At 69.3% G+C, this 13,038-nt stretch carries 15 protein-coding genes; 12 read left to right on the plus strand and 3 right to left on the minus strand.

Features of this window, described 5'->3' with window-relative positions:
- Nucleotides 1-44 precede the first annotated feature (44 nt).
- On the plus strand, nt 45-437 hold the full coding sequence (locus HRC28_RS14010) for a PH domain-containing protein (protein ID WP_182376117.1): 393 nt from the start codon (nt 45-47) through the stop codon (nt 435-437).
- Here the strand turns inward: HRC28_RS14010 and HRC28_RS14015 are convergent.
- From HRC28_RS14015 to HRC28_RS14025, 3 genes are read right to left on the minus strand one after another with little or no spacing between them, the layout of a single operon-like run.
- Nucleotides 405-1,358 carry an aldose 1-epimerase family protein gene (locus tag HRC28_RS14015; protein ID WP_182376118.1) on the minus strand — a complete coding sequence of 318 codons (954 nt, stop codon included), beginning with the start codon at nt 1,356-1,358 and terminating at the stop codon, nt 405-407. The genes HRC28_RS14010 and HRC28_RS14015 overlap by 33 nt on opposite strands.
- Nucleotides 1,359-1,380: 22 nt before the next feature.
- A complete protein-coding gene (locus HRC28_RS14020; protein WP_182376119.1) occupies nt 1,381-1,917 on the minus strand; it encodes a 4-amino-4-deoxy-L-arabinose transferase in 537 nt (178 codons plus the stop codon).
- Nucleotides 1,901-3,136: an amino acid deaminase/aldolase gene (locus HRC28_RS14025; protein WP_182376120.1), complete on the minus strand. Its 1,236-nt coding sequence runs from the start codon at nt 3,134-3,136 to the stop codon at nt 1,901-1,903. The genes HRC28_RS14020 and HRC28_RS14025 overlap by 17 nt, the downstream gene beginning before the upstream one ends.
- A 34-nt stretch (nt 3,137-3,170) precedes the next feature.
- Here HRC28_RS14025 and HRC28_RS14030 point away from each other — a divergent pair, with 34 nt between their 5' ends.
- The 11 genes from HRC28_RS14030 to HRC28_RS14080 all read left to right on the plus strand — a co-directional run bounded on the left by HRC28_RS14030 (nt 3,171) and on the right by HRC28_RS14080 (nt 13,030).
- Nucleotides 3,171-3,731: an SseB family protein gene (locus HRC28_RS14030; RefSeq protein ID WP_182376121.1), complete on the plus strand. Its 561-nt coding sequence runs from the start codon at nt 3,171-3,173 to the stop codon at nt 3,729-3,731.
- Nucleotides 3,732-3,981: 250 nt separating this feature from the next.
- Nucleotides 3,982-4,701, plus strand: a complete 720-nt coding sequence (gene infC / locus HRC28_RS14035) for a translation initiation factor IF-3 (RefSeq protein WP_237111485.1) — start codon at nt 3,982-3,984, stop codon at nt 4,699-4,701.
- Nucleotides 4,702-4,765: 64 nt separating this feature from the next.
- Nucleotides 4,766-4,960, plus strand: a complete 195-nt coding sequence (gene rpmI / locus HRC28_RS14040) for a 50S ribosomal protein L35 (protein WP_182376123.1) — start codon at nt 4,766-4,768, stop codon at nt 4,958-4,960.
- Nucleotides 4,961-4,998: 38 nt separating this feature from the next.
- Nucleotides 4,999-5,385 (plus strand): 50S ribosomal protein L20, encoded by a 387-nt coding sequence (gene rplT / locus HRC28_RS14045; protein WP_182376124.1) that lies wholly within the window; start codon nt 4,999-5,001, stop codon nt 5,383-5,385.
- A gap of 2 nt (nt 5,386-5,387) precedes the next feature.
- Complete coding sequence (locus tag HRC28_RS14050) at nt 5,388-6,206, plus strand: RNA methyltransferase (protein WP_182376125.1); 819 nt, start codon at nt 5,388-5,390, stop codon at nt 6,204-6,206.
- Nucleotides 6,203-7,246, plus strand: a complete 1,044-nt coding sequence (locus tag HRC28_RS14055) for a PAS domain-containing sensor histidine kinase (protein ID WP_237111486.1) — start codon at nt 6,203-6,205, stop codon at nt 7,244-7,246. The genes HRC28_RS14050 and HRC28_RS14055 overlap by 4 nt, the downstream gene beginning before the upstream one ends.
- A 15-nt stretch (nt 7,247-7,261) precedes the next feature.
- A complete protein-coding gene (locus HRC28_RS14060; RefSeq protein WP_182376126.1) occupies nt 7,262-7,858 on the plus strand; it encodes a DinB family protein in 597 nt (198 codons plus the stop codon).
- Nucleotides 7,859-7,908: 50 nt separating this feature from the next.
- A complete protein-coding gene (pheS, locus tag HRC28_RS14065; RefSeq protein WP_182376127.1) occupies nt 7,909-9,018 on the plus strand; it encodes a phenylalanine--tRNA ligase subunit alpha in 1,110 nt (369 codons plus the stop codon).
- On the plus strand, nt 9,015-11,498 hold the full coding sequence (gene pheT, locus HRC28_RS14070) for a phenylalanine--tRNA ligase subunit beta (RefSeq protein WP_182376128.1): 2,484 nt from the start codon (nt 9,015-9,017) through the stop codon (nt 11,496-11,498). Before pheS ends, pheT begins: the two co-directional genes overlap by 4 nt.
- A 51-nt stretch (nt 11,499-11,549) precedes the next feature.
- Nucleotides 11,550-12,599: an N-acetyl-gamma-glutamyl-phosphate reductase gene (gene argC / locus HRC28_RS14075; RefSeq protein WP_182376129.1), complete on the plus strand. Its 1,050-nt coding sequence runs from the start codon at nt 11,550-11,552 to the stop codon at nt 12,597-12,599.
- Nucleotides 12,596-13,030: an ACT domain-containing protein gene (locus HRC28_RS14080; RefSeq protein ID WP_182376130.1), complete on the plus strand. Its 435-nt coding sequence runs from the start codon at nt 12,596-12,598 to the stop codon at nt 13,028-13,030. The genes argC and HRC28_RS14080 overlap by 4 nt, the downstream gene beginning before the upstream one ends.
- Nucleotides 13,031-13,038 lie beyond the last annotated feature (8 nt).

A 13,038-nucleotide genomic window follows, 5' to 3' on the forward strand; every position in this document is an offset into this window, starting at 1 on the left:
GAGCCCCTCAGCTTCCTCGGACCTGGCGCCCGTTCGGTCCGCGGATGGCTGCGGCCATCTTCGGGATCGTGCTCGTCGGTGCCTTCGCCTGGCTGTGGGTCGGCTTCGACCAGGGCACCAAGGATTCGGTCGGGTTCCTGCAGAAGGCCACCGTCATTGGCTTCATCCTGCTGGGCCTGATCCTGATGAACGCCTTGGCCCGGTCCCGCGTGACCGCTCGCGAGAGCGGCCTGACGATCATCAACGGTTACCGCAAGCACGAACTGGCGTGGTCCGAAGTGGGTGCGGTGAAGTTCCCGCAGGGGGCACCGTGGCCGCACCTGCTGCAGTCCGAGGACGAGAAGCTGTCCCTGATGGGCATCCACGCGTCCGACGGTCAGCGGGCCGCGATCGCGATCCGCGAACTACGCGCCGTCGTGGCCGACCGCAAGGCCTGAGCGTCGGTTCTTCGGCAGGGCGCGAATGCCCCAGGTGGCGGCGAAGGTCGCGCCGGGGTCGAGGGTGACGAGGTCGTCGCCGGAGTTGAAAGCGTCCGGGGGAGCCGTCATCGGCTCCACGGCGACGGATGCGCGCGGCGTCTTCGTGTCCTCGCCGGTGTAGACCTGCAGCCACTTGTGGTGCTCGTCGACCCAGAGGGCAACGCCGTGGCCGTCGCCCTGGTCGCTGACCAGTGTCACTGTCGCAATGCCGGCTTCGTCGCGCCGCAGGTCGGTCACGGCGTGGTTGAGCACCATCATCCCGATCGGGTCCGGGTCGTCGTCGTAGAGGATCTCCGCAGCCGGGCCGCGTCCAGTCGGGAGCAGCCGGTCCGGGTCCGTCTTCAGGTAGGTCTGGGCCTGCAACGTGAGTTCCCACAGGCCGCATTCACCCTCGCCCGCCACGAGGTACGGGTGCGCCCCCGAGGCGTACGGCGCTGCGGTGGTCGCCAGGTTCGTCGCGGCCTGGGTCACGTGGAGCCCATCCGACCCGACGGCATAGGTGACCCGGAGGTCAAGCGCCCACGGATAGCCGGTCTGGGCGGGCAGGAAGTAGTTGAGCTCCAGTCGATTGGCCTCGTGGGCAACGACTGTCCAGGCTACCCACCGCACCAGTCCGTGCGACGCGTTCTGTCGAGACGGCTCGGTCAGCGCGAGTTGTTGGGTCTTCCCGCCGAACGAGTAGCGACCGTCGCGGATCCGGTTCGGCCACGGCATCAGCAGTTGCCCCCGGCCACCGTCGGCCATCGCGTCCTCGGCGAATCCCTCGATCAGCGGACGTCCCTCGAACGTGAGGTCACGCAGCGCGCCGCCGCTCTCGGTCACCACGGCGCGATAGCCCGCGGACTCGATGACGTGCTGGGTTCCGCTCGGTGGCTTCACGACACCGCACCCTAGCCGCGGATCAGGTCGCGATCACCAGATCTGCACGGGCCCGCGTGTTCTCCCGCTCGTGCAGGGCGGTTTCGTCGTCGAGCCAGGTCAGCCAGTGGCCGCGCTGGTCCTCGCCGTCGCGAGCCAGGCCACGCGCCAGCCGGGTCTCCCGATCGGCCTCCACCCAGACGAGCAACGTCACCAGGTCGTCGTACGACGACGCGGCGGAGCCGACGCCCTCGAGGATGAGCAACGGGCCGGGTGCGACCACGTGGGCTTCCGCCCAGTCGTCGGAGTGCCAGTCCCAGCGCCACCAATGGCCGGGCTGCCCGGCCGCCAGCGGACGGAGCAGCGCCTCGATGCTCGCGCCGAGCCCCGGAAGTCCGCGCCAGCCCTCGAGCATCTCGTCGGTGCCGATCACGACGGCCTCGGGCGCGAGAGCCGCGATCGCCGCAGCAAGGGTGGTCTTGCCGGAGCCGGCCAGCCCGTCGATGCAGATCAGCCGACCGACGCCCAGCGTTGCCGGGCGGGCAAGGGCGGCAGCCAGGACCTCAGAAGGCGAGGCCATGTCCCCGGTAGGTCGGCACTTCGTCGACGAAGCGTTCGCCGTCGGCCAACAGCACGGTGTTGCCGTGCTCGAACGGCTCACCGGACTTCGCGTGCCGGAACCACACGAGGTCGCCGATCGCGAGCGCCGGAGCGTTGGTTCCGACGAGCGGCGTCTGGACCTCGCCTGCACCCTCGAGACCCGTCAGGCTCAGCCCGGCCGGGGCCCACGGCGTCGGCGCTCGGTCGGCGCCCGTGGGGCCCGACGCGATCAGGCCACCGCCGTGCACGGTTGCGATCTCGTGGGTTGGCTTGCGGGTGACCGGCAACCCGAAGAACGCAGCGGGTGCGGGCTGGAACGACTGGTAGTGGTCGAACAGCGTCGGCCCCAGGAGGCCGGAGCCCGCGGTGACCTCGGTGACGACCGGGTCGGCGGCCGAGGATTCCAGCGAACCTGAGCCGCCGGCGTTCCAGAAGATCGGGCCGGTGTGGCCGCGGTGCCCCTCGAGCGCGCTCAGCCCCTCGGTGATCGCGGTCCGGCGCACCTCGAGTTGGGCGACCGACAGTTGCTTGAGCTTGCGGACGATCGCGGACTTCGCGCGCTGGGTCGGCACCGCGTCGGGAACGCCGGCCACCTGGCCCTCGTAGGTCATCACGCCGACGAACTGGAAGCCCGGTCGCTCGATCACGGTGCGGGCAAGTTCGCTGACCGACCCGACGTCGTACAAGGGGGAGCGCTTGGGACCGACCAGTTGGCCGCCCCAGCGCAGGCCGGCGTCGATGTCGATGGCGACCCGGATCGGGACCGCCGTGGACGCGCGGAGGGCGTCGACCGCATCGAGGTGGGCGACGTCGTCGATCATGATCGTGATCCGCGACGCCGCACGGGGCGAGGCGACCAGCGACGCCAGCGCACGTCGGTCGACGCTGGGATACGCGACCACGACGTCGTCGCTGATGTCCTGCTCCGCGAGCCACAGCGCCTCGGCCAGCGTATAGGCGAGCACGCCGGCGAAGCCGTCGATCGCCAGCGCGCGGGTGATCAGCGCGGGGACCCGCAGCGACTTCGAGGCCACCCGGATCGGCGTCCCGCCCGCCCGGCGGACCAGGTCCGCGGCGCTGGCGTCGAACGCGTCGAGATCGACCACGAACGTGGGGGTGGAAAGCGGGTCGGGCCAGGCCTGGACGGCCGTGGCGAGGCGCGCAGCCAGGCGGTTGCGCGCGACAGACGTGTGATGCACGTCGTCATGTTTCCACGAGTGCCATGATCCTCCGGTGACCGAACCGCCGAACGAGCGCCCGGATGCGCGCCGCCTCGAAGGATCGGCCTACGTCGATGACGACGGCAGCGCCGATGCAGCACTCGCCACCGCCCTCCAGCAGTACGACGAAGGGTCGGCGCCGTACCCCGCCGTCATCGCTGCGATCGCCCCCGCGCGGCTGATCGTCCCGGTGATTGCCCTCCTCGGTGAGACCGGAGAAGGCGCCGTGGGGGCCGACGGCACCGCACTCGTCACCGACAAGTCCAGCGACATGGCCGCCGTACTCCTGACCGGGGCTGACGGCCGGCTCGCGCTGCTTGCCTTCACCGACCTCGACGCACTCGCGCGCTGGGACCCGCAAGCCCGACCGGTGCCGGTTGCCGCTCACCTCGCGGCGGCGACCGCCGTGCAGGAGGGAGCCGCGGCCGTGGTCATCGACGTCGCTGGACCGCACGCCTTTGCCCTGGCCGACGACGACCTCCATCGGGTCGCTTCGGGATGGACCACGGTCCAGCTCGAGGACGGTGGCTGGGGCTGGCTCGGCACTGCTCCGGCCGACCACGTTGCGGATTAGCCGCCAGCGGAACATCTCCGATACCATCGGGCGTTGACCGATCAGTTGGCTCGCAAGAGTCGGCAGATCCACAAGCGGGGACCAGCACCATCGTCTCCCACCCGCACGACCGCCAGGTCGTCGGGTCCGGTCCATGGAGAGCCCTTCTCCGCTGTCACGACAGCGGAGTGGCACGACGGGGTTCGCTACTGGCTTCCGCTTGTTTTTAGCGGGAGCCTTTTCGTTTTCCCAGTTCCACTGGGGAAGAGCGGTGACGGACTCCCGACCGAACGAGTTTGGAGGACACATCAGCACCGAGCTGCGCATCAACGAGCGGATCCGGGTTCCCGAGGTCCGGCTTGTTGGACCCAACGGCGAGACCGTGGGCATCGTTTCCACCGACCAGGCACTCAAGCTTGCGCAAGAGGCCGACCTGGACCTGGTGGAGATCGCCCCCATGGGCAAGCCCCCCGTCTGCAAGCTCATGGACTACGGGAAGTTCAAGTACGAGAACGCCCAGAAGGCCCGTGAAGCACGACGGAACCAGACCAACGTCATCATCAAGGAGATGAAGCTCCGGCCGAAGATCGACGCCCACGACTACGAGACCAAAAAGGGTCACGTCGTGCGCTTCCTCAAGGCTGGCGACAAGGTCAAGATCACGATCATGTTCCGCGGTCGCGAGCAGCACCGCCCCGAGCTGGGGTACCGCCTGCTGCAGCGACTGGCCGAAGACATCGGGGAGCTCGGTTTCATCGAGTCCAACCCGAAGCAGGACGGCCGCAACATGGTCATGGTCCTGGGTCCGCACAAGAAGAAGGCCGAGGCCAAGGCCGAGGTCAAGGCGGCCAAGGAAGAACGTCGCGCCGAGCGGGAGGCCGAAGAGGCCGAAGACCGCGCCGCTCAGGCGGAACGCACGGCCATCAAGCCTGCTGCTCAGAAGAAGGAACGGGGTCGCTCGGAGAACCTCGATCCCGAGATCGAAGCCTGAGCAACACCCCAGGGCCCGACTTCACGTCAGGCTCCACGAACTTCGCAACAAGGAGACGAGAGACATGCCGAAGAACAAGACGCACTCCGGTGCCAAGAAGCGGTTCAAGGTGACGGGCAGCGGCAAGATCCTTCGTCAGAAGGCCGGCATGCGCCACAACCTGGAGAAGAAGGCCTCCAAGGTCACCCGCCGCCTCAGCGGAACCGTTGAGGTTTCCAAGAACGACGTCCCGCGCGCGAAGAAGATGCTCGGTCTCTGACCGCCCTTCGCACTGATCACTGAAACAAGGAGCACAAGATGGCACGCGTCAAGCGCGCAGTGAACGCGGCGAAGAAGCGTCGTACCACCCTCGAGCGGGCCAGCGGTTACCGCGGCCAGCGCTCGCGGCTTTACCGCAAGGCCAAGGAGCAGGTCACCCACTCCCTGGTCTACAGCTACAACGACCGCAAGAAGCGCAAGGGCGACTTCCGCCGCCTGTGGATCCAGCGCATCAACGCCGCTGCCCGCGCGGAGGGTCTGACCTACAACCGCTTCATCCAGGGCCTGAACCTGGCCGGCATCGAGGTCGACCGCAAGATCCTTGCCGACCTGGCCGTCAACGAGCCCGCCACCTTCAACGCCCTGGTCGCCCAGGCGAAGGCGGCACTGCCCGAGGACGTCAACGCGCCCAAGGTCTCTGCCTGACGATGGCACCCCTGACCGCGGGTAACACCAGGGTCAAGGACGCACGGAAATTGCACCGCCGTTCGGAGAGATCCGAGCGGCGGTGTTTCCTTGCCGACGGTCCCAAGGCCGTCGAGGGGGCGCTCAGCGTCCCCGACTGCGTCATCGAGGTCTTCGCGACCGCGACTGCAGCCGAGGAGTACGCCGACCTGCTCGGCGCCGCTCCCGTCACTCTCGTCGACGACCGCGCCATGAGTGCGCTCAGCGACAGCGTCAGCCCGGCCGGGCTCGTCGCCGTCTGCAACCTCCTCGACGTCCCGCTGGAGACGGTGGTCGAGGTGCGAGGAGCGCCAGCGACGAGCCTCGAAACTTCCGCACTGCCGCTGCTCGCCATCTGTGCTGACGTCCGCGACCCCGGCAATGCCGGCACCGTCATCCGGTGCGCCGACGCAGCCGGTGCAGCGGGCGTCGTCCTCGCCGGTGACGCGGTCGACCTGCACAACCCCAAGACCATCCGGGCGTCGGTGGGCAGCGCCTTCCACCTGCCGGTCGCGCTCGAGCGTGATCCCGCAGCAGCGGTTGCCGCGGCCCGTGCTGCCGGGTACCAGGTTCTCGCGGCCGTCGGCGGGGGAGAGCTCGATCTCTTCGCTGCCGACGACGTCCTGGCGAAGCCGACCGCGTGGCTGTTCGGCAACGAAGCCTGGGGACTCCCCGACGAACTGGCGGCGCTGGCCGACCACCGGGTGAGCATCCCGATCCTGGGCCGCGCCGAGTCCCTCAATCTCGCGACCGCCGCGGCGGTCTGTCTCTATGCCAGCACGCGCGCCATGATGAGGGCGTGACAGATCCGCTCGACCTGCTCCCCGATGGTGTCGTCATTGCCGACGGGTCGGGACGTGTCACCTCGCTCAACGTGGTCGCGGCCCAGATGCTCGACGCAGATGCCGACAAGGCCATCGGCCAGCCGCTCGACGACGTCCTCGCGCTGACCGATCACGATGGTCTCGCCTGGACTGATGCCAACGCGCCGTACGGCGGCCTGCCGACCCGCACCGGGATCCCGGAGCAGACCTGGCTGCTGCCCAACGGCACCGAAGTCCTCGTGGCGGCGCGACTCCATCGCCCCGCGCGCTCAGGCGCGAGCCCGATCCGGTCCGTGGAGTCGGTGGCCATCTCGCTGCGCTCGGGCCGCGGTCGCGCGCGCCTGGACCGCGACCGGTCCGACCTGGTCGCGACGCTGGCCCATGAACTGCGCTCGCCTCTGACCGGCGTCAAGGGCTTCGTGCACGCGCTCCTCAACCGGTGGGACAAGCTGACCGACGAGCAGAAGCTGCTGATGCTCACCACGGCCGGCGCCGACGCCGACCGGCTGAGCCGGTTGATCACCGAACTTCTCGACGTGGCCCGCATCGACACCGGGCGGCTGCAACTGCATCGCCGCCCCACGGACCTGGCGGCCAAGACCGAGCAGGTGCACCGATCGCTCGCGGTGGTCACCTCGACGCCGATCGAGGTCGTGGCCGACGAGGACCTCCCACCGGTCGATGCCGACCCCGACAAGGTGCTGCAGGTCCTCACGAACGTCATCGAGAACGCCGTGCGCCATGGCAGCGGCACGGTGCGGGTCCATGTCGGCGTCTGGTCAGTCGATCCGTCGTACGTCGCCGTCACGGTGACCGACGAGGGTGACGGGATCCCGCTCGACCTCCGCAAGCGGATCTTCACCAAGTTCTGGACGGCCGCAACCGGCGGTGGCTCCGGCCTCGGCCTCTACATCGTCGCCGGACTGGTGAAGGCGCACGGCGGCACCGTCGTCGTCGACGACCGTCCGGGTGGCGGCGCCAGCGTGCTGACGGCGTGGCCGGTGGTTGTCCACGCGTGAGGGCACAATGACGGAATGGTCGATCTGAGTCAGCCTGCCGACGCGTTGCGGACCTATCTGGGTCGGGCCCGGGAGAGCCTGGTCTGGAAGCTGGAGGGCCTCACCGAACGAGAGGTGCGGCTGCCGCGCACGCCGACCGGCACCAACCTGCTCGGCATCGTCCTGCATTGCGCCAATGTCGAGATCGGCTACTTCGGTCCCACCTTCGGACGCGCATGGCCGGACACCGACGACCCCGCGTACCTCACCCTCGACGTCTACGACGACGATCCGCAGGCCGACTGGTGGGTCCCCGCCGAGATCAGCACGGCCGATCTTCTCGACTTCCACCGCCGCGTCGGGGACTTCGCTGACGCGGCCTTCGACGAGTTGGCTCTCGACACACTGGGCCGGGTGCCGTGGTGGCCCGAGGAGCGGGCGACCACGTCGCTGCACCGGATCGCGATCCACGTGATGAGCGACATCGCCCGCCATGCCGGCCAGGCCGACGTGCTGCGTGAAGGGATCGACGGGGCCGCCGGAATGCTCCCCGGGGCGACCAACATCCCGGGCGAGTTCGACTGGCCGGGCTACGTCGCACGCCTCACCGCCATCGCCGATCAGTTCCCATAAGCGTTACCGGTTCGCGGTGGAGCACCCCCGGTTCCTAGACTTGCCCCCTGATGTCTGGACCGAACACTGACTTTGACCCCGTGGAGGTCGCCGCCGTGAGCCCTGCCGAGCTCGAGGCTGCGCGCGACGCCGCTCTCGCCGCGATCGCTGCTGCCCCTGATCTCGAGGCGTTGAAGGTGGTGCGCAGCGAGCACGCCGGTGACCGTTCGCCGCTGGCCCTCGCCAACCGGGAGATCGGTGCGCTGCCGCCCCAGGCCCGCAAGGAGGCCGGCCAGCGGATCGGCCAGGCGCGCGGCGCGGTCAACCAGGCCCTTGCTGCGCGCCAGGGCGTGCTCGAGGTCGAGAACGAAGCCCGCATCCTCGTCGACGAGGCCGTCGACGTCACGCTTCCGACCGATCGTGACCCTGTGGGCGCCCGACACCCTCTGACGACCGGTGCCGAACTGATCGCCGACATCTTCGTCGCGATGGGCTGGGAGGTCGCTGAAGGCCCGGTCATCGAGGCCGAGTGGCTCAACTTCGATGCCCTCAACCTCGGCCCGGACCACCCGGCCCGCACCATGCAGGACACGTTCTGGACGTCGCCCGCCGACAACCACCTCGTGCTGCGCACCCACACCAGTCCTGTCCAGGCACGCACCATGCTCACTCGCGGTGTGACCGACGAGGCGCCGATCTACGTCGTGTGTCCGGGCCGGGTCTTCCGCACCGATGAGTACGACGCCACGCACTCGCCGATGTTCCACCAGGTCGAGGGCCTCGCCATCGACAAGGACATCTCGATGGCGCACCTCAAGGGCACGCTCGATCACTTCGCCGCCCAGATGTTCGGCGACGGGATCACGACCCGGTTCCGGCCGTCGTACTTCCCCTTCACCGAGCCGTCGGCCGAGGTCGACCTGATCTGTTTCGTGTGCAGGGGTGTCGATTCCGACGCTTGCCGCACCTGTCGCGGCGAGGGCTGGATCGAGTGGGGCGGCTGCGGCATCGTCAACCCCAAGGTGCTGCAGGCCTGCGGCATCGACTCGAGCAAGTACTCCGGCTTCGCGTTCGGCATGGGCATCGACCGCACCCTGATGTTCCGTCACGGTCTCGAGGACCTGCGCACCCTCTTCGAGGGCGACATCCGGTTCACCACTGCTTTTGGGAGCGAATTGTGAAGGCGCCTGTCTCCTGGATCCGCGAACTCGTCGACCTGCCGGCCGACGTCACGACGGAGATCCTCACCGACCGCCTGACGGCCCTCGGGCTCAAGCTCGAAGGCATCCACGCCGCGGGCGCGGACATCCAGGGTCCGCTGGTGATCGGCCGCGTGCTGACCCGTGACCCCGAGCCGCAGAAGAACGGCAAGGTCATCAACTGGTGCACCGTCGACGTCGGTGCCGCCAACGGCTCGGGTGAGCCACAAGGAATTGTCTGCGGCGCCCACAACTTCGAGCCCGGCGACCTCGTGGTCGTCGTACTGCCCGGCGGCGTGCTGCCCGGCGGTTTCGCGATCAGCGAGCGCAAGACCTACGGGCACCTCTCGGCCGGCATGATCTGCTCCGCTGCCGAGCTCGGACTGTCCGACGACCACGACGGCATCATCGTGCTGCCCGCCGACGCCGGTGCTCCCGGTGACAACGCCTTCGACCTGCTCGGCCTCGGCGAAGAGGTCATCGAGTTCGAGATCAACCCCGACCGTGCCTACGCGCTCTCCCTGCGCGGCGTCGCTCGCGAGGCCGCCCTGGGCTTCGGCCTGCCGTTCACCGATCCGGCCGAGCGTGCGGTGCCCGAGGTCGACGGCAAGGCCTACCCGGTCGTCATCGAAGACCCGGCCGGGTGCCCCGTGTTCACGACCCGTGTGGTCACTGGATTCGACCCGGCTGCTGCGTCGCCGGACTTCATCAAGCGTCGCCTTGAGCAGTACGGCATGCGTTCGATCTCCCTCGCGGTCGACGTCTCCAACTACGTCATGGTCGAGCTCGGACAGCCGACCCACTGCTACGACCGGGAGAAGCTGGCCGGTCCGATCCGGGCCCGCCGCGCGAACGCCGGCGAGAAGATCACCACCCTCGATGACGTCGTGCGGGAGCTGACCGTCGAGGACCTGGTCATCGCCGACGACAACGGACCGATCGGCATCGCCGGCGTCATGGGCGGCGCGGACTCCGAGATCAGCGACACGACCACTGCGATCGTGATCGAGGCCGCCCACTTCGACCCGACCACGATCTTCCGGGCGCAGAAGCGGCACAAGCTCCCGTCCGAGGCGTCCAAGCGCTTCGAGCGCGGCGTCGACCCGTTGCTCCCGGCTGCAGCTGCCGACCGGGTCGTCGAGCTCCTCGTCGAGTACGGCGGCGCGACGGCCGAGCCCGGCTTCACCCTCGTCGGCTCGGCCCCGGAGCGTCCCAGCATCCAGATCGCCACCGATCTGCCGGCTCGTCTCAGCGGCATCGACATCTCGGCGATGACCACCGTTGAGCACCTCCGTGCCATCGGCGCCGTGGTCACCGAGCACGGCGCGGACACCATCGAGGTCACCGGCCCCAGTTGGCGCCCCGACGTCAACGAGCCCTACGACCTGGTCGAGGAAGTCGTCCGGATCGTCGGCTACGACCAGGTGCCCAGCGTGCTGCCGCGCCGGGCAACGGGCCGTGGCCTGACCCGCACCCAGCGCCTGCGCCGCCAGGTCGGCCGCACCCTCGCCGGTGCCGGCTGCGTGGAGGTGGTGAGCTTCCCGTTCGTCGGGGAGGCCACCTTCGACAAGTTGGGGCTGTCGTCCGACGACCCGCTGCGCGCGACCGTCGGGCTCGCGAACCCCATCTCCAGCGAGGAGCCGGGCTACACCACCACCCTGCTGCCCGGCCTGCTCGACGCGGCCGGCCGCAACGTGGGCCGTGGATCGTCGAGCGTTGCGCTCTTCGAGACCGGCACCGTCGCGTTCCCCTCCGACAACGGCCCCGCGCCGATCTACGGCGTGCACGCCCGTCCGTCCGAGGCCGAGCTCGAGAAGCTCCTCGAGGCCCTGCCGGTGCAACCGCAGCACCTCGCCGTCGTCCTCGCGGGGGAGCGGACGCGTTCGGGCTGGTGGGGTGCCGGAGTTGAGGCCACCTGGGCCGATGCCCTGGCCGTGGTCCGCCGCCTCGCCGACGAGATCGGTGTCTGCATCGACGTCAACGCAGCCGCCCGGATGCCGTGGCACCCGGGGCGATGCGCCCTGATCACGATCGACGAGGTCGAACTCGGCCACGCCGGCGAACTGCACCCCTCGGTCTGCAAGGCCTTCGGACTGCCGCCGCGGAGCGCGGCCCTGGAGATCGACCTGGATGCGCTCATGGCCGCGGCCCCGGACGTCACGCCCGGTCCGACGTTCTCGACCATGCCGGTCGCCAAGGAAGACGTCGCCCTGGTCGTCGAGGAATCGGTGACCGTCGCGGAGGTCGAGGCAGCCCTGCGCGAGGGTGCGGGAGAGCTGCTCGAGTCGGTTCGGCTCTTCGACGTCTACACCGGCGAGCAGATCGGTGCGGGTCACAAGTCGCTGGCCTTCGCGCTGCGGTTCCGCGCTCCTGACCGCACCTTGACCGAGGCCGAGACCAGCGCCGCCCGCACGGCCGCGGTGACTGCCGCGAACGAGCGCACCGGAGCAGTCCAGCGGTGAACTGACGCGCCCCATGCACCTTTTCATGCATGACTGTGTATATTCATGCACATGACGAAGGTACGGGTCGCCGTTGCAGGCGCCAGTGGGTACGCCGGCGGCGAGGTCTTGCGCCTCCTGCTCGGCCACCCCGACGTCGAGATCGGCGCGCTCACCGCGGGCAGCAACGCGGGGGAGACCCTCGGCTCGTTGCAGCCGCACCTGCTGCCCCTGGCCGACCGGATCCTGGAACCGACGACCGCCGAGGTGCTGGCCGGCCACGACGTCGTCTTCCTCGGCCTGCCCCACGGCCAGTCCGGCGCGATCGCCGAAGAACTCTCGGCCGCTGACGCCGACGTCGTGGTGGTCGACTGCGGAGCCGACTTCCGGCTCGAGGACGCCGCGGACTGGGAGCGGTTCTACGGCTCCCCGCACGCGGGCACCTGGCCCTACGGATTGCCGGAGATCCCCGGCAACCGTGACGCCCTCCGTGGCGCACGGCGGGTCGCCGTACCCGGCTGCTACCCGACCATTTCGTCCCTGACGCTCGCCCCGGCAGTTGCCGCAGGGTTGGTGACTCCCGACGTGGTCGTCGTGGCTGCCTCCGGAACCAGTGGTGCCGGCAAGGCCGCGAAGACGCACCTGCTCGGCAGCGAGGTGATGGGCAACGCCAGTGCGTACGGCGTCGGCGGTGTCCACCGGCACACCCCGGAGATCACGCAGAACCTCGGCAAGTTGATCCCCGGTGGACCGGCTGCGGTCAAGGTGAGCTTCACGCCGCTCCTGGTTCCGATGTCGCGGGGCATCCTCGCCACCTGTTCGGCGCCGCTGGCGCGCGAGGTCAGCGCCGAAGAGGCCCATGCGACGTATCTGAAGGCGTACGCCGACGAGCCCTTCGTCCACGTCCTGCCCGCCGGCCAGTGGCCGCAGACCCAGTCGGTGCTCGGCTCCAACGCCGTCCACATCCAGGTCACCGTTGATCCGGTGGCCGGCCGGCTCGTGGCCGTCGGTGCGATCGACAATCTTGCGAAGGGCACTGCCGGCGCCGCCGTGCAGTGCATGAACCTCGCCCTCGGACTCGACGAGACCACGGGCCTCACGACGGTAGGACTGGCACCATGACCGAGCAGACCGAAGCGACCGAGCCGACCCCCGCGACGTCGTACGGCATCTCGAGGTTCCCCGAGACCCTCGCGGTCGTCCGCCTTCCCGCCGGAGCCGAGATCCCGGAGTGGGCCGAGTCGTCCTCGATCTTCTCCATCACTGCGACCGCGTCGGAGACCTCGCTGGTCTGCGCGGGGCGCAGCGTCCCGAAGAAGGCGCGGCACGAGAAGCCGTTCACCGCGTTCAGCGTCAACGGTCCGCTCGACTTCGGCCTCGCCGGCGTCCTGGTCGCGCTCCTGACGCCGCTCGCCGAAGACGGCATCAGCGTCTTCACCCTCTCGACGTTCGACACCGACTGGATCCTCGTGCCGGCCTCGCAGGCCAACCGCGCCGAAGAGGCGTGGCGACGATCGGGGCACACCGTTGCCCTCGCCGTCCCTGCCAAGTAATCGCACAT

The organism is Nocardioides sp. WS12 (assembly GCF_014108865.1).
Taxonomy (GTDB): domain Bacteria; phylum Actinomycetota; class Actinomycetes; order Propionibacteriales; family Nocardioidaceae; genus Nocardioides.